Origin of the sequence: Limnohabitans rimovensis (SeqCode) (assembly GCF_965234775.1) — a bacterium.
GTDB classification, from domain to species: domain Bacteria; phylum Pseudomonadota; class Gammaproteobacteria; order Burkholderiales; family Burkholderiaceae_C; genus Limnohabitans; species Limnohabitans rimovensis.
In genome coordinates this window covers 1448900-1465920 of record NZ_OZ248562.1, presented here as the reverse complement: position 1 = coordinate 1465920, position 17021 = coordinate 1448900, and the positions used below count along the sequence as shown (strand labels likewise).

Genomic DNA, 17021 nt, shown 5'->3' with positions numbered 1-17021 from the left:
CAACCATCAGCTGGCAGTCAAACTCGCTGCGGCAGATACTTGGGGCGCGTTTTGCTGCGATACGCGGCCAATGCCGTGGTAGGTGAAAGCCTCTTGTGCCATGCGCAACGGATCGAACAAATTGCGCCCATCAAAAATCAGCGCTTGCGCCAGTCGGCTGCGCAATTGTTGGAAATTGGGGCTGCGATAGGCCTTCCACTCGGTCATGATCAGCAGGGCTTGCGCACCATCGGCCACGTCCATGGGGTCATCGTGAAAGCTCAATTGGCTCCACAGCTCGGGCACATCCATCAAGTCTTCTTGCAAAGCCAACTGCCCGGTTTCCATGGCCACCGGGTCGTGCACCTGCACCCGTGCGCCAGCACGCAGCAAGCCGCTGATCACGGTACGGCTGGGGGCTTCGCGCATGTCATCGGTTTCGGGTTTGAAGGCCAAACCCCAAACCCCAAAACACAGGCCGCTCAAGTCGTCGCCAAAGTGGGCCAGCACTTTGTCCAGAATGCGGTGCTTTTGCCGCTGATTGACATGCTCAACGGCACTCAATATTTGCATCGCCATGCCTTGTTCAATGCCGGTGCGGTGCAAGGCCTTCACATCCTTGGGAAAGCATGAGCCGCCGTAGCCGGTGCCGGCGTACAAAAAACTGTAGCCAATGCGTGGGTCCGACCCCATGCCTTGCCGCACAGATTCAATGTCCACGCCCAAGCGTTCGCTCAAATTGGCCAATTCGTTCATGAATGAAATTCGGGTGGCCAGCATGGCGTTGGCCGCGTATTTGGTCAACTCGGCCGAGCGTTGGGTCATCACCAAAGTGCGCTCATGGTGGCGGTTGAAGGGGGCATACAGGTTGCGCATTTGGCCCAAAGCCCATTGGCCCATCTCATCGCTGGCCACGCCGAGCACAATGCGGTCCGGGCGCATGAAGTCCTCGACCGCTGCGCCTTCTTTCAAAAACTCGGGGTTGGAGACCACGGCGCAACGCAGACGTGCATGGCCGGTTTTGGCCGGGCTGCCTTCCAGGTCAATGCCCCTTTGCTGCAATTCGCTGGCAATCGCTGCTTGCACCCGCTCGGCCGTGCCCACGGGTACTGTGGATTTGTTGACCACCACTTTGTCTGTGCGCATCCAGCGGCCAATGTCACTGGCCGCTTTCAGGGCGTAGGACAGGTCGGCACTGCCGTCTTCTTGGGGCGGTGTGCCCACGGCAATGAAGATCACATCACCGTGGCCAATGGCCTGGGCTGTGTCGGTGGTGAATTGCAAGCGGCCTTGCTTGAGGTTGCGCACCACCAAGTCGTCCAGGCCGGGCTCGTAAATCGGCACCACGCCGCTGTTGAGGCTGCGGATTTTGTCTGCTGCCAAGTCCAAGCACACCACATCGTTGCCCAATTCAGCCAAGCAAGTTCCGGTGACCAGACCCACATACCCGCTGCCAATGATGGTGATTTGCATTTGCCACTCCTGTTAGTACATCGAATCAAACGATGTCCACAGTCTCGAGGAAATGCGTGAAAAATGTGTGAAGCTTTTAAGAACTTATCGTGACGAAGTGGCTCCCGTTGTGGCGTCCGGCGTGATTCAGGGGCTGGGTGGATAGGCCATCAAGGCCTGACCCATTTTCAAGGGGCTGCCGTTTTCCAAGCCCGGAAAAAGTTGAAACCCTTTGGGCGCAAAGACCAAAATGGTCGAGCCGTGTTGAAACCAGCCCATTTCTTGGCCTTTGACAAAGCCATGCACACTGTCAAAACGGTGTGGCCCTTTGTAACGGGTGTGTAACAACGTGTCGATGGCATGCAAGCGGATGCTGGCGACCAAGATAGCGGCCACGGGCACCAAGGCAATGGGGTGATCGTCGGCGGTGCGCATGTGCAAGACCGCGCGCTCGTTTTTGCAAAACAGCTTTTCCACCCGCTGCAGCGCAATCGGGTTGACGTTCCAGGTGTCGCCATTGAGGTAGTCCACACTGTGCAAATGCCCATCAAATGGCGCGTGAAAGCGGTGGTACATCGCAGAGGTGATGCGGATGGTGGCGTAAACCCCATCGAGCCACGGGCTGGCCGCTGCGGCCTCGCCGAACAAGTCTTGCAGTTCGTAGGGAAAGCCTTTGGCTTGGAAAACCTGTCCGGCCTTGACCTCGCCACAACTGCCCAAGATGCCGTCGCAGGGGCTGGCCAAGATGTGGGCCCGCATGTCCACCGGCCTGGCCCCGTCTTTGAGTTCGCGGATGAAAAAGTCATGCAGGCTGCTGAATTTTTGCAGCCGCGCTTCGCTCAGGTCAATGTCGGTGAACAAGCGCCATATATAAATAGATACCCGGCACACCCAGGGGTTTTGGATCTGGCTGAACCATCCCATGAAATGGGTCACGGCCAACCGGGGGATTCGGTTGGTCAATAAAAAGTTCAAATCCTCTTGGGCGCCCAAGCCACGCAGCCATTGTCGAACCGTCATCATTGTTTCATCCTTATGAAATACAAAAGAAGCTTCTGAAAGGGAAGCACATGTTTGAAGAAAATGGTTTTTCGTCCTTGATCATCTTGGCCTGCGCCTTGTTCGTGTTGGTTGGGGGGCCCAAGCTGTGGCAGCGCTTGCAACTGTCGCTGGCCAAGCACCCCTCGATGGCGGGGCATTTGCGTTGGGCCAAACGACTGGCCAACTGGGCACCGGCCTATGACTACCCGGGTGAGCAATGGTTTCGGGTGGATCACGCCCCTGAAGCGGTGGGCACGCAGCGTCAACACGCTTTGCAGCGATTGGGCAGCACCTTGGCCCAACGCAGCCCTCAAACATTGGCGCTGACCCAAGCCACCAAGCCCATGGTGTCGGACATGCAGTTGATTTCGCGCTACCGGGTGCCGTTCCAGTTTCAAAAGTTCCTGAGCGACAACTTGCAAATTGGCAGCTACTGGGCCCACAGCAAAGGGGTGTGGGTGGCCGACGCCGATGAGCAGTGGCACCTGGATGTCACCGGCAGTTACGGCGTCAACTTGTTTGGTGCCGACTTCTACAAGAGCTGCATGCAAGAGGGCATGGACCTGGTGCGCGACCTGGGCCCTGTGCTCGGTGCGTATCACCCCTGCGTGCAAGAAAACGTGACGATGCTGTGCCAAATCGCGCGCAAAGACGAGGTCTCGTTTCACATGTCGGGCACCGAGGCGGTCATGCAAGCGGTGCGTTTGGCGCGCTACCACACCGGCAAGCGCAAAGTGGTGCGTTTCACCGGGGCCTACCACGGCTGGTGGGACGATGTGCAGCCAGGCCCCGGCAACCCCATGCCGCCGTCCAATGACACGCTCACGCTCAATGAGATGCACCAACAAACCCTCAAGGTGTTGCGCCAGCGCAAGGACATTGCCTGCGTGTTGGTCAACCCCTTGCAGGCCATGCACCCCAACAAGGCCGCGCCCAGCGACTCGACCCTGATCGATGGCTCGCGCCAACTGTCGTTTGACAAAGCCGCTTATGCCCAGTGGCTGAAAGAGCTGCGCAAAGTGTGTGACGAAAAAGGCATTGCCTTCATCATGGACGAGGTGTTCATGGGCTTTCGTTTGGGCCTGGGTGGGGCGCAAGCCTTTTTTGGCGTGGACGCCGACATGGTCACCTATGGCAAGACACTGGGCGGCGGTTTCCCGGTGGGCGTGGTCTGCGGCAAGGCCGCATGGATGCGCCGCTTCCATGAAGAAAAGCCGGGCCATATTTGTTTTGCCCGTGGCACCTTCAATGCACATCCCGGTGTGATGGGCGCCATGAATGTGTTTCTCAAGCGGGTGCAAGGGCCGGCCATTCAAGCGGTGTACCAAAAAATGGAGGGCTTGTGGATCGACCGCATGAAGCAACTCAACGATCAACTGCTGGGACAAGACTTGCCGGTGCGGGTGGTCGGCATGGCCACGGTGTGGAGTGTGGTCTATGAGGTCCCGAGCCGCTACAACTGGATGCTGCAGTTTTATATGCGCGAACAAGGCATTGCCCTCAGTTGGGTGGGCACGGGACGGATCATTTTCAACTTTGCGTTTGAGGATGAGCACTTTGCCGAGTTCTGCCAGCGGTTCATCCGAGCCGCTCAAGCCATGCAAAACGATGGTTGGTGGTGGACGGGGCAGGGGCAAAGCAATCGGACCATTCGGCGTGAAGTCATGCGCGAAATGGTCCGAGTCAAATGGGCGGTGTGATCAGTGTGACTTGACGTGGTCCATGGGGTCGAGAAATTGACCCTTGGCCAGGTAAAAGGGGGCACGGTAATACATTTTGACGTCGTGGAAGGGGTCGGTGATGATCTTCAAGGCCCAGGCCACGCCGGCCATCAAACCATCTTGCGCCCACAGTTGCATCACCCGAAAGAGCAAACCGGCCACACCCAAAAACAACCAAGCCATGGCGGTCATGCGCACCGGCGTGTCCTCATAGGCCTCGGGCACCGCCCAGGTGAGGTAGTCAGGCATCCAATAGGCGATCACGGGGATGGCGCCACAAATGGCCAGTAACACCACCTTGCGGCGCAGGTTGTAGCCGACCTTGATCTCTTCTTTGTGTTCATGGGTGGCGTTGTTCACCACGTCAAATCCTTTGGGCTCAAAAAAGAAGTGGCCGGCTTGGCGTGTGGTCATCGAGACCAGCCACGCGATCAAGGCAGACACCACTGGGTCAATGAACAAATAGGCATAGGCCACCAAAAAAGAGAGGGCACTGACCAAATGCAAAGCCTGGTTGATGCGGCTGTGGTGGTAGTAGCGGTGGTCATCCCAACGTTGGGTACGCAGGGTTTGCAACAATTCTTTCATGGGTTCTCCTGAGGTCTGTGGGGTAAAAGCAAAAACAACCAGTGGAAATGTGGCGAATTTCAGTGAAATTTTGATGACACTGAAGCTTTGTTCTTTTCATCGCCCCTCGCGCACGTGTTTGTCATCAAACTGTGATGTGGGCGTGTCATATTTCTGGCATGCAAGCTGATGCCTCGATCGATGTGGTGTGTTTCAACGGCTCTTCGTCACCGCTGCGCATCGCCGTCGTCACCGAGACTTACCCGCCTGACATCAATGGCGTGGCTTACACCTTGAGCAAAACAGTGGAGGGCCTGAAAGCCCGAGGTCACGCCCTGTGGCTGATTCGCCCGCGCCAAAACAAAGACGCGGTGATAAGCGGCCCATCATTGGCCGATGAAACCCTGGTGCGCGGCATGCCGATTCCGTTTTACAAGCACTTGAAAATGGGTTTTCCCGCCAAGCGGGCCTTGACGCGTTTGTGGACGCTGCATCGCCCGGATGTGGTTCACATTGCCACCGAAGGCCCCTTGGGTTGGTCGGCACTGCAAGCGGCGAAAAAACTCAAATTGCCGGTGAGCAGTGACTTTCGGACCAACTTTCACGCCTACAGCGACCACTATGGGATTGGGTGGTTGCGTGGGGCCATCATGAATTACATGCGCAAATTCCACAACGCCGCCTTGGCCACCATGGTGCCCACGCCAGGGCTGGCCAGCGAGTTGTCGGCGGTGGGCTTTGAGCGCTTGCACGTCGTGCCCCGGGGCGTGGATACCGATTTGTTCAACCCGGTGCGCCGCTCCCCCGCGCTCAGGGCGGAGTGGGGTGCCAGCCAAGACTGCTTGGTGCTGTTGTGCGTGGGCCGGTTGGCCGCAGAGAAAAACCTCAGCCTGGTGGTGTCCACCTTTGAGCGCATGGCGGGCGTGCACCCCCAGACCAAACTGGTCTTGGTGGGCGATGGCCCGCTCAAACAAGGTTTGCAAAAAAAGCTCCCGCAAGTGGTGTTTGCTGGATTTCGAACCGGGGAAGACTTGGCCCAGCACTACGCCAGCGCCGATATGTTTTTATTTCCCAGCCTGACCGAGACCTTTGGCAATGTCACCTTGGAGGCCATGTCCAGCGGATTGCCCGTGGTGGCGTATCGGCACGCGGCAGCGGCAGAGCTGATTCGCAGTCGGGAGAATGGCCAGTTGATTGAACCGGGCGCCGAAGATGATTTTCAACGGGCCGCTGTGCAGTTGGCTGAGATGCACACCTTGCGGGCCCAGATGGGGCAAGAAGCCCGCATCACGGCACTGGGCCAGGCTTGGCCCTTGATTTTTCAGAAAACCGAGAAGATTTTTCGCCAGGTCATCCAAGACCACGCCCCACAGTTGGGCTGAACAAGCTTTGGCGCAATGGCCGCGAGGTTCAAACCCAAGCGCGGTGGGTGCGGCTACAAGCAGGTATCAGGCAGCGGGGTGCTGCAAATCGTGGGCTTGATAAGCCAGATCGAAGGCTTTGGCCTTGCCTTCATAAAAGCGATCGAGGCGCCAATCTTTCAGCAGTTGGATGGCCAAATCAAAATCGTCCGGAGACAGTTGGTACAGGCCTTTGATGGGCGATGCCGCCTCGGATTCCAGCGCCAAAATCAAATCTGAAAAAGCTTGGGCCGTGGCAGAAGTGGGGTCTGATTTGATCAAACGGCGAACTTGCTTGATGGGACGCATGGGGATACCTTGGATAGCACGGAAAGGGTCGAAACATTAACACAGGCCTTCGTGCCCGTGGGCGACCGTTTTGTGAAACTTTTATGACAAGGCAGGGTGTGCTGGCGCACACTGGAGTGAAAGTCAAGGCTTGATGTAGGCGTAGCCTTCGCGGGCTTGCAAGCGGCCGATGCGCACCACGCCGGAGGGTGTGAATTCGGCATCCATGTTGAACTGGTTTTTGTTCAGGTTGCGGTTTTTCAGGGTGATTTCACAAATTTCAAATCGCACATTGCGTGCTTTCAGGGCCGATACCAGGGCGGCGTAATCGATGTTGGGGTTTTGCTTGTCTTTGGCTCCCTCCATCAAAAAATCCACACCTTCGGCATGGGTGACCACCACGATTTGCGTATCGGGGGCCACATCCAAATGGTTGCGGATGTTGCGCAGGCCTTTGGTGGCTTGGCTGGCGGCATGGTCGATGTGATAGACCACTTTGTCGCCGTTGGTTTGTGCAAAGGTGGCGAGGTGGGTCAAGGCGCAAAGCACCAGGGCAAAGAATGTTTTCATATCCAAATCATAACCCTGTGGTTTGGCAAGCCGTCAACCCAAAGCGGATCGCAGCCACGGGTGCCACCCGTTTCACACAGGCTTGTGGTGCGACTCAGGCGCCGAGCGATAAGGCTCTTCAAAGGGCAAAAAGTCGCGCTCCAGCAGGGCGTCGGCATACCAGGCTTGGACAGCTGGCAGGGCCAGCACGCGATCGACATAGGCTTTCACCACGTCATTGACGGGCAAGCCATAGGTGCGGATGCGCGAGCACACGGGGGCATAAAAAGCGTCGACGATGCCGAACTCGCCCATCAGCATGGCGGGCTTGGCTTGCTGCGACAGCGACTTGGTCAGCACCTGGCACAGCCGATGCACATCTTCACGCAAATCGGCTTTTTGCGTCCACAGGCTTTGGCCCACATCGCGCAAATCGGCTTCGATGTTCATGCCACAGTGATGGCGCAGCGCGGTGTAGCCACTGTGGATGTCGGCGCACAAGCTGCGTGCCCGCGCGCGCAGTGGGGCTTCGCGGGGCCACAGCGCCAAATCGGGGAATTTTTCGGCCACGTATTCGGCGATGGCCAAGGAGTCCCACACCACCAAGCCTTGGTCGACCAGCACCGGCACTTTGCCGTGGGGGTTGAGGGCCAGCAAAGCGTGCTTGAACTGAGACTGCGCCTCAAACGAATCAAAGCGTTCTTTGTGCTCGGTGAATTCAATGCCGGCTTGGCGCAACAACACCCAAGGGCGCATGGACCAAGAAGAGTAATTTTTATTGCCAATATAGAGGGTCAACATGTCAGCGGGCAGGTGGTGTGCGGGCGGGGAAAACACTGGAGATGTGTGCTGCATGCAGCACACCCAGTGCAGACAAACCAGGGCAAGCACCGCTGGCCACATTGGGTGTTTGCATCGAAGCCAGGTTATCGCGGCTCATCAAGGTGGGGCCGGGCAGGTGTTCCATGACCCAGGCCTGGGCTTGCGCCAATGCTTCGGGCAGTGGCCAAATGGGCCGGGGGTGGCCTGCCCATTCACCGGCCAAGCGCACCAATTGGGCCAGGGTGAACACCTCAGGCCCAACCAATTCATAGCGCTGGCCGTGGCTGGTGGGCGACAGCAAGGCATGGACCAAGGCTTGGGCCACATCTTGCACCCACACCGGTTGGAACGGGGCCTGGGCACAGGCCAGGGGCACCACCGGGGCCAGGGCTTGCAATTGCGCAAACACATTGATGAAGCGGTCATCGGCGCCAAACACCACGCTGGGTTGCAGCAGGGTCAATTGCAAGCCATGGCGCGCGGCCATGTCTTGCAGCACCGCATCGCCTTGGGCTTTGCTGCGCAAGTACATGGACGGGCCGTTTTCATCCACGCCCAGGGCGCTCATGTGCACCAAGCGGCGCACACCCTGATCGACGCAGGCTTGGGCCAACAAGCGGGGCAATTGCACATGCACATGGTCAAAACTGTGGGCGGTGCCGTGCAAGATGGCCACCAGGTTGATGACCGCATCGTGGCCGCGCACCAGGGCAGACAACTGGACCGGGTCGTGCACATCGGCACGCACCACCGTCACCCGTGGCAGCATTTGCACGCTGCGCGCTGGCAAGCGGCGGGTGGGGACGGTGGCGTACAAACCGGCGCGCTCCAGGGCCTCGCACACATGGTGACCAATGAAGCCGCTCCCACCCAAGACCAATATTTTTTGCATGGCCGAACTGTAACGAAGTTGGCTCCGCTGGGGCGGCCGAGCAGGGAAAGCACGCCAGCCGAGAAAGGGATAATCGCCCCATGAACCAATTGCAAGCCCTGAAGCTTTACACCACGGTGGTGGCCGACACTGGCGACTTTTTACAACTGGCGCAGTACAAGCCCCAAGACGCCACGACCAACCCGTCACTGATTTTGAAGGCGGTGAAAAAGCCCGAATACCTGCCCCTGTTGCGCGAGGTCGTGGCTGCGCATGGCAAGGCCAGCATGGACGAGCAAATTGATCGCCTCATTGTGCGCTTTGGCTGCGAAATTTTGTCCCTTATCCCTGGGCGTGTTTCCACCGAGGTGGATGCGCGATGGAGCTTCGATGCCGCCGCCACCGTGGCACGGGCCCAGCGCATCATCGCCTTGTACCAAGCCCAAGGGGTGGCCAAGGAACGGGTGCTGATCAAAATTGCCGCCACCTGGGAAGGCATACAAGCGGCCGCGCAGTTGCAGCAGCAAGGCATTGCCACCAACCTGACTTTGTTGTTTGCCCACGCCCAGGCGGTGGCCTGCGGCCAAGCCCGGGTGCAACTGATCTCACCCTTTGTAGGGCGCATTTACGACTGGCACAAAAAAGCCGCGGGTGCGGCCTGGGATGAGGCGGCCCGCAGCGGCGCCCAAGACCCCGGCGTGATGTCGGTGACCCACATCTTCCATGCCTATAAACACCACGGGATTGCCACCGAGGTGATGGGCGCGAGCTTTCGCAACGTGGGTCAAATCACCGCCTTGGCGGGCTGCGACTTGCTCACCATCAGCCCCGAGTTGTTGGCCCAACTGGCCGCCTGCAACGACCCCTTGCCCCAGGCCTTGGATGCGAAGGACAGCGCGGCCATGGAGATGCCTTGGCCGCATTTGAATGAGGCCGATTTCCGCTTGGCATTGAACCAAGACGCCATGGCCACTGAAAAACTGGCCGAGGGCATCCGGGCGTTTTGCACCGACGCGGTGCAGCTTGAAGCTTTGATGAAGGCCTGAACCGTGGGCTTTGTGCGTTGCGATCAAGCGCCCGCCTGGGCCCAACTGCAACACCACCAAACGGTGGTCGATGGGGACATCCGGGCCGCATTTGGGCGTGACCCACAGCGGGCACAGCGTTTCAGCCTATCGGCGGCGGGCGTGCAAGTGGATTTTTCCAAAAACCCCATCCACACCGAAACCGAGCAACTGCTGCAAGCCTTGGCCGAACAGTGCGGTGTGGCCCTTTGGCGCGATGCCATGTTTGCGGGTGAGCCCATCAACACCACCGAAGGTCGACCGGTCATGCATTGGTTGCTGCGCCAACCGGCCAACAGTTTGACTGGCGCTTTGGCCGAACCTTTGGCCCAGGTGCATGACACCTTGAACGCCATGCTGGCCTATGCCGAGCAGGTGCGGGCCGACCGCCAAATCACCGATGTGGTCCATATCGGCATTGGTGGCTCCGATCTGGGGCCGCAAATGGTGGTGGGCGCATTGCACCAACCCGAACTGACGGGCAAGCGCTTTCACTTTGTGTCGAATGTCGATGGCCATGAACTGGCTGCTGTGTTGTCAGGCTTGAAGCCACACCACACCGTGTTTTTGATCGCCTCCAAAACCTTCACCACGGCCGAGACCATGATGAACGCGCACAGTGCGCGTGAATGGTTTGTGCGCCAAGGTGGTCAAGACATCGCCCGTCATTTTGTGGCCATGACCACCAACACCGCAGCGGCCGCTCAATTTGGCATCCACCAGTGCTTTGGCTTTTGGGATTGGGTGGGCGGTCGTTATTCTTTGTGGTCGGCCATTGGCTTGCCGATTGCCATTGCCTTGGGGGACGCGGGTTTTCGTCAACTGTTGGCTGGTGCGCACGCCATGGACCAACACTTTTGCAGCCAACCCGCGCCCACCAATTTGCCCCTGCGCATGGGCTTGCTCGATGTGTGGATGCGCAATTTTCAGGGCCACGCCACCCGCGGCATTGCCCCCTACCACAGTGGTTTGCGCCGTTTGCCGGCGTATTTGCAGCAACTCGAAATGGAGAGCAATGGCAAGAGCGTGGACCGCCAAGGACACGCCTTGCCCTACGCCACGGCGCCGGTGTTGTGGGGCGAGCCTGGGACCAATGGCCAACATGCTTTTTTTCAAATGCTGCACCAAGGCACAACCGTGGTGCCCATGGAGTTCATCGCCGTGCGCACGGCCACCCACGATTTGCCGGGGCATCAAGCCGCATTGCTGGCCAATGCCGTGGCCCAAGCCCAGGCCCTGTTGATGGGCCAGTCGGACGCGGGCGGGCACCGCCAGTTCAGCGGCAACCGCCCCAGCACCTTTGTCTGGCTCGACGCTTTGACGCCTGAGCGTTTGGGGGCCTTGCTGGCTTTTTACGAGCACCGGGTGTTTGTCAGCGGCGCCATTTGGGGCATCAACAGCTTTGACCAATTTGGCGTGGAATTGGGCAAATCATTGGCCACTGATTTGTCCAAGCGTTGGGACAGCAACGATTTCCAGGGCTTAGACGCCTCAACCGCCGGTTTGCTGCGCCAATTGACATGACGCCATCCGCCCCCTTGAACCTGGTGTTTGATCTGGGGCAGGTGATGATTCGTTGGGAGCCGGAGGCCTTGGTGCGGCGCTTCTTCCCCGACCGCTGTGGCACCGATGCCCAGGCCCAAGGACTGGCCCAAACTTGTTTTCGCTCTAAGGCTTGGTCGGACTTTGATGCCGGCTTGTTGAACACCGATGGCGTGGCCTTGCAATTGGCGCAAGGCATTCAAGAACCCCTGTCACGGGTGCGGGCCATGGTGGTGGACATCGCCCATGCGCTGACGCCCATTGACGCTTCGGTGCATTTATTGGCGCAGTTGCACCAATGGCGGCAGTCGCAGAAGGTCATGGGCTTGCGCTTGTGGTACCTCTCCAACATGCCCGAGCCTTACGCCGATCACCTGATCGAGGCCCACAGCTATTTCCATGCCTTTGATGGCGGCGTGTTTTCCGGCCGGGTGAAGTTGGCCAAACCAGACCCGGCCATTTATGCCCATGCCGAATTGGTGCTGGGCTTGGTGCCTGCCCACACGGTTTTTTTGGACGACCACTGGCCCAATGTGCAAGCCGCCAAAGAGCGCGGTTGGCAAGGGGTGCATGTGCCAGAGCCCGGGCATTTGCCCACGGTTTTGCCGCCGCTGCTCAAAGCACGCGGCCTGGACTTGGCCGCCTTGCCCCAGCTTTAAAGATCGACCACGGGCCCCGCTGCGGCCAACAGGTCATCGATCAGTTGATGGGTTTGCAAGGCCTCACCGCCATGGGTGCGTGAGGGCCGCTGCTGGTGGATGGACGCGACAAAGTCGCTGATCAAGTCGCGGTGCCAATCGTGCGGGAAGTCCATGATGTTGGCCCCGCCACCCGTGCCGCCCTCGGCCTTGATCTCAAGGGGGGTGTCCCCATGGATGAAGTCCACCCGCAAATGGCCGCCGCTCAGCACCGCTGTGCCCAGGGTGCCGATCACCTCGATGCATTCGGTGCCGCCGGGGTAGTGCGCGGTGGTGGCCATCAAGCGGCCCGGTGCGCCCTGGCCCAATTCCAGCAGGGCTTGGACATGGTCTTCGGTTTCCATGCGGTGCACGCGGGTGCGGCTGGCCTGGGCCGCCACCACGCGGCGCACGCCCACCAAGGCGCGAAACACATCCAGGCTGTGGATGGCTTGGGTGATGAGCACCCCGCCCCCATCGCGTGCCAGGGTGCCGCGACCGGCTTGGTCGTAATAGCTTTGCGGCCGCCACCAGGGGATGCTCACCGATGCCGCTTGCACCGTGCCCAAGCCCTGTTGGTCGAGCAGCATTTGCAAGCGCGCCACCCCTGGGCGAAATCGGTGTTGCAGCACCACGCCAAGTTGGCGTTGGTGCTGCTGGGCCAGAGCGACAATGGTTTTGGCCCGCGCCAGCGACACATCCAAAGGCTTTTCCAACAACACATGTTTTCCATGGGCAAAGCAGGCTTGGGCCAGCTCTAAATGGGTGGCAGGCGGTGTGGCAATGATCACCGCTTGCACATCGGTGTCGTTCAGCATGGCTTGGAAATCGCTGCTGGGATGCAGGTGGCCTTGAAACGGTCCCATCTGGGCGGCTTCGGGTCGGCGGGTGATGGCCCAGCGCAAATCGACCTCGGAACGCAAGTCGTTCAAGCTCAACAGGTGCGGCACCGCACCCGGGCCAATGCCCACCAACGCCATGCCCATGGGTGTCATGTCAACGCCTTTCTCTTCATCGCCAAGGATTGTGCCTGCAAGGCCAATTCACACACCTTGAAAACATGGGCTTGGGTCATGCAGGTTTCGCTGCGGTCAGCGACATCGGCCGCGAGCTGTTGAAAAAAGTCCAATGGCTGGGCGCTGCAATCGATGTGGCGCGTGCCTTTTCCATCGGCCAAAAACAGGTGGTTGGTGCCGGCCCGACCCTCGATGTCGATGTACTTGCGAATCTCTATGCTGCCGTTGGTGCCCATCACAAACAAGCGGCCGTCACCCCATGTTGGCAGGCCATCGGGGGTGAACCAATCGACCCGCACATAACCCCGGTGGGCCGGTGTTTGCAAAATGATTTCACCAAAATTCTCAAAGCTTGGATGTGCTTGATCGTCGCCGTAATGCCCCACATGGCTGAGCACCACTTGGGCATCGGTGCTGTGGGTGAAAGCCAAAAACTGATCGATTTGGTGGGAGGCAATGTCGACCAAGATGCCACCAAATTGGGGTGCCTCGAAAAACCAATCAGGCCGAATGGCGGCATTCAACCGGTGCGGTCCGATGCCCAGGGTTTGGATGGGCGTGCCAATGGCACCGGCGCGCACCATTTTCAAAGCCTCTTGTACCGCCGGCACGATGTGCCGCTCGGAAAAGCAAATCGAGAACATCCTGCCCGTTTGGGCCGCCACTTCTTGCACCCGCAGCAATTGCAAGGCGGTGGTCACACCGGGTTTGTCCACCAACACATCTTTGCCATGGCGCATGGCGGCGATGGCGATATCGGCACGCTGGGCAGGGATGGCGGCGCAAACGATCAGGTCAATCTGCGGGTCTTCCAAGAGAGCTTCGGGGCGCGCCAACGCTGGCAACTGCGCAAAGCGTTCTTGCAAGCCCACCAAGACCTTGGGGTCGCTGGTTTGTTTCACATAGCCGGCACAGGTGGCCCCCACATCCAACAGGCCTTGGATCAAGTGGTAGATGTGGCGGTGATCGATGCCGATCACCCCAAACCGGATGCCCCGACCCGCCGCGTTCATGGGGCCAGCCATTGGTTGAGGCCGAGTGAAATCCACGGCACATAGGTGACCAAGACCAGCACCCCCATCAAGGCCCAGAAAAAGGGCATGACCTCATTGTAGACCTCATTGATCTTCACTTTGGCGATGTTGGCGGTGGCAAACACCAACACACCCAGGGGCGGGGTCAAGGCGCCCAGCACCAAATTCATCACCATGATGATGCCCAGGTGCACCGGATCAATGCCGGCGGCCATGGCAATGGGCATCAGAATCGGCACCAGGATGACCAGCGAGGCGATGTACTCCATGGCCAGGCCGACCAGCAGCAAGAAAACGTTCAAGGCCAGCAAAAATAGCCATTTGTTTTCTGCCAAGAAAGCCATGGACTGGGCAATTTGTTGCGGGATGCGCTCAATGCCCAATGCCCAACCAAATGGGGCAGAGGCTGCAACGATGGCAATGATGGCCACGGTGTCGGTCAAGCCTTCTTTCAAAATGCCGGGGATGTGCTGCCACTTCAGTTCGCGGTAGGTCATCACCCCAATGACGATGGCATAGACCACCGCGATGGCACCGGCCTCAGAGGCGGTGAAGGCGCCGCCGCGCATGCCCAGCACCACAAACAAGGGCACCAGCAGTGCGGGGATGGCGTCGCGAAATGCCAAAAATCGGTCTGACCAAGCCATCGGTGCGGTGCTGGCCTCCAAGCCACGCCGCTTGGCTTGGACATGCACGGTCATCATCAGCGCCAAGGCCATCAACAAACCCGGCAAGATGCCCGCCGTGAACAAGGCGCCCACCGATACCGCACCGGCGGCCGAAAAAATGATCATGCCGATGCTGGGCGGGATCAAGTTGTCAATGGTGGACGCGCAACTGGTCACCGCGGCCGCAAAGGGCCTGGGGTAGCCGCGCTTTTCCATTTCGGGCACCAACACCTTGGCGGTGCCCACGGCAACGGCCAAGGACGAGCCCGATAGGCCGCCCATCACGGTATTGGTCACCACATTGACCTGTGCCAAACCGCCGCGCATGTGGCCCACCAATGCCGAGGCAAAGCGGATCAAGTGGTGGGTGATGCCACTGGCGTTCATCACGTGGGCGGCCAAAATAAAGAAGGGGATGGACAGCAGCAAAAAAGAGTTGACCGAGCTGGCCAAGCTTTGGGAAATGGGCAGCATCATCAAGTCGCCTTGCTTGGCAAACGAGGCATATGCGGCAAACACCAAGCAGTAAGCGATGGGCACATCCAAAAACATCAGGCCCAAGGCAACGATGTGCAGCATCCAACCCACGCCCAGGTCAAAGGTGATCCAAGGCGTGGCACTCAAAAACATGTGGAACACCACCACCCCGCCCCCGACACCGATCAAACCTGCGCCAGGGAACTTCCACTTCATGGGGTTGTCGCAGGCCAGGCACAGCAAGGACAGCCCGGCGCCCACCGGTACCGCCATGTACAAAAATTTGGAGGGCCATTCCAACGACCCGCTGGTGCCCGTGACGCGGCTGCAAAAATCCCATCCATGCACCCACATGGCGCAACAAGCGGCGGCCATCACGACCTGGCTCAACAAATCCAGCCAGCGCACCTTTGATGGGTCTACTCGGCTGATCAAAAACTCCATGCGCATGTGTTTGTGCTGGCTGATCAGCAATGCGCAACCCAAAAAAATCGCCCACACAAACATCCAGCGCGCCAGCTCTTCTGACCACGACAAGGGGCTGTCCAAGATGTAGCGAAACACCACTTGCAGCACGGTCAACATCACGGTCAAGGTGAGCATGGCGACACACAAACCACCCAATCCGGTCAATGCCCAGTTGCCATAGCGGCGCAATGTGTTCATACAAGCCTTTGAGAAGAGTTTGGGGTCAAGGCGGCGGTGGAGCCGCGCACGACCAAGGTGGGTGGGTATTGGGTGACCATGCCCACAGCGCCTGTGGCCGTGGTCTTGTGCTGGCCCAAGGCTCGGATCAGGTGGCTGGCACTGGCGATGGCCACATCGCGCACCGGCATGCGCATGGTGGTCAAGCCCGGCCCCCACCACGCATTGGCAGACGAGTCGTTGAAGCCGACCACCGACAGTTGGTCTGGCACGGCCGTGCCATGCTGGCGCAAGGCTTCCAAAGCGCCTTCGGTGCCGCGCGATGTCGAAATGACCACGGCGGTGGGCGGCGTTGGCATGGTCAAAAGCTGACCCATGACCCGTTGCCCATGCTGCGCATCGGGCGCGTCGCAAAACACCATCGCCGGGTCAATGGTCGCGCCAGCACGGTGCATGGCTTGGGTGTAGCCCTTGAGCCGGTCGGCACCCGTGCTAAGGCTTTTGGGCCCACCCACATAGGCAATGTGTCGGTGGCCCAATTGCAGCAAATGCTGCGTGGCTTGCTCAGTGGTGGCGGTGTCGTCGATGCCAAACCAATCCGCCTTGAGTGCAGCGCATTTGCGAATCAATTGCACATGGGCAATCGATGCCAGCCAGGTCAGCGTGGGCGCCAAGGGTTTGAGGGTGGGCACCCAGACGATGCCGTCCACCCGCGCTTCGGCCAAGCTGCGCACTTGGCGCATTTCAACCTCGGGTTTGTCTTCGGAGATGCACAACACCAGTTGGTAGCCCGCTTCATCAAAACTCTGCGAAATGGCTTGCGCGGCGGTGGAGTAAAAGCCATTGAGCACATCGGGGATCACCAAGCCCACCAATTGGCTGCGTTGGCTGCGCATTTGGCGGGCCGCCGAATGCGCCACATAGCCCAGTTCTTGGGCAGCCTGTGCCACCTTGGCGCGTGTGGCGATGCTGATGCGCGTGTCCTGGCTGAGTGCGCGTGCCACGGTGGAGGCGGCCACGCCCAGGTGTTGCGCGATGTGCTTGATGGTGACCACAGGGCAAATGCATGGCGGGTCGTTGCTCAAGACCCAAGGGTTGAATGTGCGCGCAGTATAGCGATGCGGCCACTTCAAATGCAAACGATTGCAATAAAAAATGAAACGAATTGCATGATTCAGGATGCTCATCTGAGCGGTCAAAGCGGGTGA

16 protein-coding genes are annotated in these 17021 nt (G+C 59.2%); 5 read left to right on the top strand and 11 right to left on the bottom strand.

Annotated elements, in window-relative coordinates; genetic code table 11:
* Positions 1-6: 6 nt before the first annotated feature.
* Both AC8GFZ_RS07165 and asd read right to left on the bottom strand, forming a co-directional pair.
* The gene (locus AC8GFZ_RS07165; RefSeq protein ID WP_506643763.1) at positions 7-1452 is read right to left on the bottom strand and encodes a UDP-glucose dehydrogenase family protein; all 1446 of its coding nucleotides are present in this window, start codon (positions 1450-1452) and stop codon (positions 7-9) included.
* Positions 1453-1578: 126 nt separating this feature from the next.
* A complete protein-coding gene (gene asd / locus AC8GFZ_RS07160) occupies positions 1579-2454 on the bottom strand; it encodes an archaetidylserine decarboxylase (RefSeq protein WP_506643761.1) in 876 nt (291 codons plus the stop codon).
* A 47-nt stretch (positions 2455-2501) separates the two neighbouring features.
* Here asd and AC8GFZ_RS07155 point away from each other — a divergent pair, with 47 nt between their 5' ends.
* On the top strand, positions 2502-4172 hold the full coding sequence (locus AC8GFZ_RS07155; protein ID WP_506643759.1) for an aminotransferase class III-fold pyridoxal phosphate-dependent enzyme: 1671 nt from the start codon (positions 2502-2504) through the stop codon (positions 4170-4172).
* On the opposite strand, the gene AC8GFZ_RS07150 is transcribed toward AC8GFZ_RS07155, so the two are convergent.
* Positions 4173-4781 carry a hypothetical protein gene (locus tag AC8GFZ_RS07150; protein ID WP_506643757.1) on the bottom strand — a complete coding sequence of 203 codons (609 nt, stop codon included), beginning with the start codon at positions 4779-4781 and terminating at the stop codon, positions 4173-4175.
* 158 nt (positions 4782-4939) lie between these two features.
* Between AC8GFZ_RS07150 and AC8GFZ_RS07145 the strand changes: the two genes are divergently transcribed.
* A complete protein-coding gene (locus AC8GFZ_RS07145) occupies positions 4940-6142 on the top strand; it encodes a glycosyltransferase family 4 protein (RefSeq protein ID WP_506643755.1) in 1203 nt (400 codons plus the stop codon).
* Between the two features lie 66 nt (positions 6143-6208).
* On the opposite strand, the gene AC8GFZ_RS07140 is transcribed toward AC8GFZ_RS07145, so the two are convergent.
* From AC8GFZ_RS07140 to AC8GFZ_RS07125, 4 genes are all read right to left on the bottom strand, one after another.
* Positions 6209-6469, bottom strand: coding sequence for a hypothetical protein (locus tag AC8GFZ_RS07140; protein ID WP_506643753.1), 261 nt, complete (start codon positions 6467-6469; stop codon positions 6209-6211).
* Between the two features lie 123 nt (positions 6470-6592).
* Entirely contained in the window at positions 6593-7018 is a 426-nt protein-coding gene (locus AC8GFZ_RS07135) for a DsrE family protein (protein WP_506643751.1), read from the bottom strand.
* Positions 7019-7090: 72 nt separating this feature from the next.
* Positions 7091-7798, bottom strand: coding sequence for a glutathione S-transferase family protein (locus AC8GFZ_RS07130; RefSeq protein ID WP_506643749.1), 708 nt, complete (start codon positions 7796-7798; stop codon positions 7091-7093).
* Position 7799: 1 nt separating this feature from the next.
* Positions 7800-8711 (bottom strand): complex I NDUFA9 subunit family protein, encoded by a 912-nt coding sequence (locus AC8GFZ_RS07125; RefSeq protein ID WP_506643747.1) that lies wholly within the window; start codon positions 8709-8711, stop codon positions 7800-7802.
* A gap of 80 nt (positions 8712-8791) precedes the next feature.
* Here AC8GFZ_RS07125 and tal point away from each other — a divergent pair, with 80 nt between their 5' ends.
* Genes tal through AC8GFZ_RS07110 form a run of 3 tightly spaced genes read left to right on the top strand, consistent with a single transcriptional unit; the run spans position 8792 to position 11955 of the window.
* Positions 8792-9736, top strand: coding sequence for a transaldolase (tal, locus tag AC8GFZ_RS07120; RefSeq protein WP_506643745.1), 945 nt, complete (start codon positions 8792-8794; stop codon positions 9734-9736).
* 12 nt (positions 9737-9748) lie between these two features.
* Positions 9749-11278: a glucose-6-phosphate isomerase gene (gene pgi, locus AC8GFZ_RS07115; protein WP_506644258.1), complete on the top strand. Its 1530-nt coding sequence runs from the start codon at positions 9749-9751 to the stop codon at positions 11276-11278.
* Entirely contained in the window at positions 11275-11955 is a 681-nt protein-coding gene (locus tag AC8GFZ_RS07110) for an HAD-IA family hydrolase (RefSeq protein WP_506643743.1), read from the top strand. The genes pgi and AC8GFZ_RS07110 overlap by 4 nt, the downstream gene beginning before the upstream one ends.
* On the opposite strand, the gene AC8GFZ_RS07105 is transcribed toward AC8GFZ_RS07110, so the two are convergent.
* From AC8GFZ_RS07105 to AC8GFZ_RS07090, 4 genes are read right to left on the bottom strand one after another with little or no spacing between them, the layout of a single operon-like run.
* The gene (locus AC8GFZ_RS07105) at positions 11952-12968 is read right to left on the bottom strand and encodes a Gfo/Idh/MocA family protein (protein WP_506643741.1); all 1017 of its coding nucleotides are present in this window, start codon (positions 12966-12968) and stop codon (positions 11952-11954) included. The two genes, AC8GFZ_RS07110 and AC8GFZ_RS07105, sit on opposite strands and share 4 nt — an antisense overlap.
* Entirely contained in the window at positions 12965-14002 is a 1038-nt protein-coding gene (locus AC8GFZ_RS07100; protein WP_506643739.1) for a Gfo/Idh/MocA family protein, read from the bottom strand. The genes AC8GFZ_RS07105 and AC8GFZ_RS07100 overlap by 4 nt, the downstream gene beginning before the upstream one ends.
* On the bottom strand, positions 13999-15834 hold the full coding sequence (locus AC8GFZ_RS07095) for a TRAP transporter large permease (protein WP_506643737.1): 1836 nt from the start codon (positions 15832-15834) through the stop codon (positions 13999-14001). The genes AC8GFZ_RS07100 and AC8GFZ_RS07095 overlap by 4 nt, the downstream gene beginning before the upstream one ends.
* Positions 15831-17000, bottom strand: coding sequence for a LacI family DNA-binding transcriptional regulator (locus AC8GFZ_RS07090; protein ID WP_506643735.1), 1170 nt, complete (start codon positions 16998-17000; stop codon positions 15831-15833). Before AC8GFZ_RS07090 ends, AC8GFZ_RS07095 begins: the two co-directional genes overlap by 4 nt.
* Positions 17001-17021: the final 21 nt, after the last annotated feature.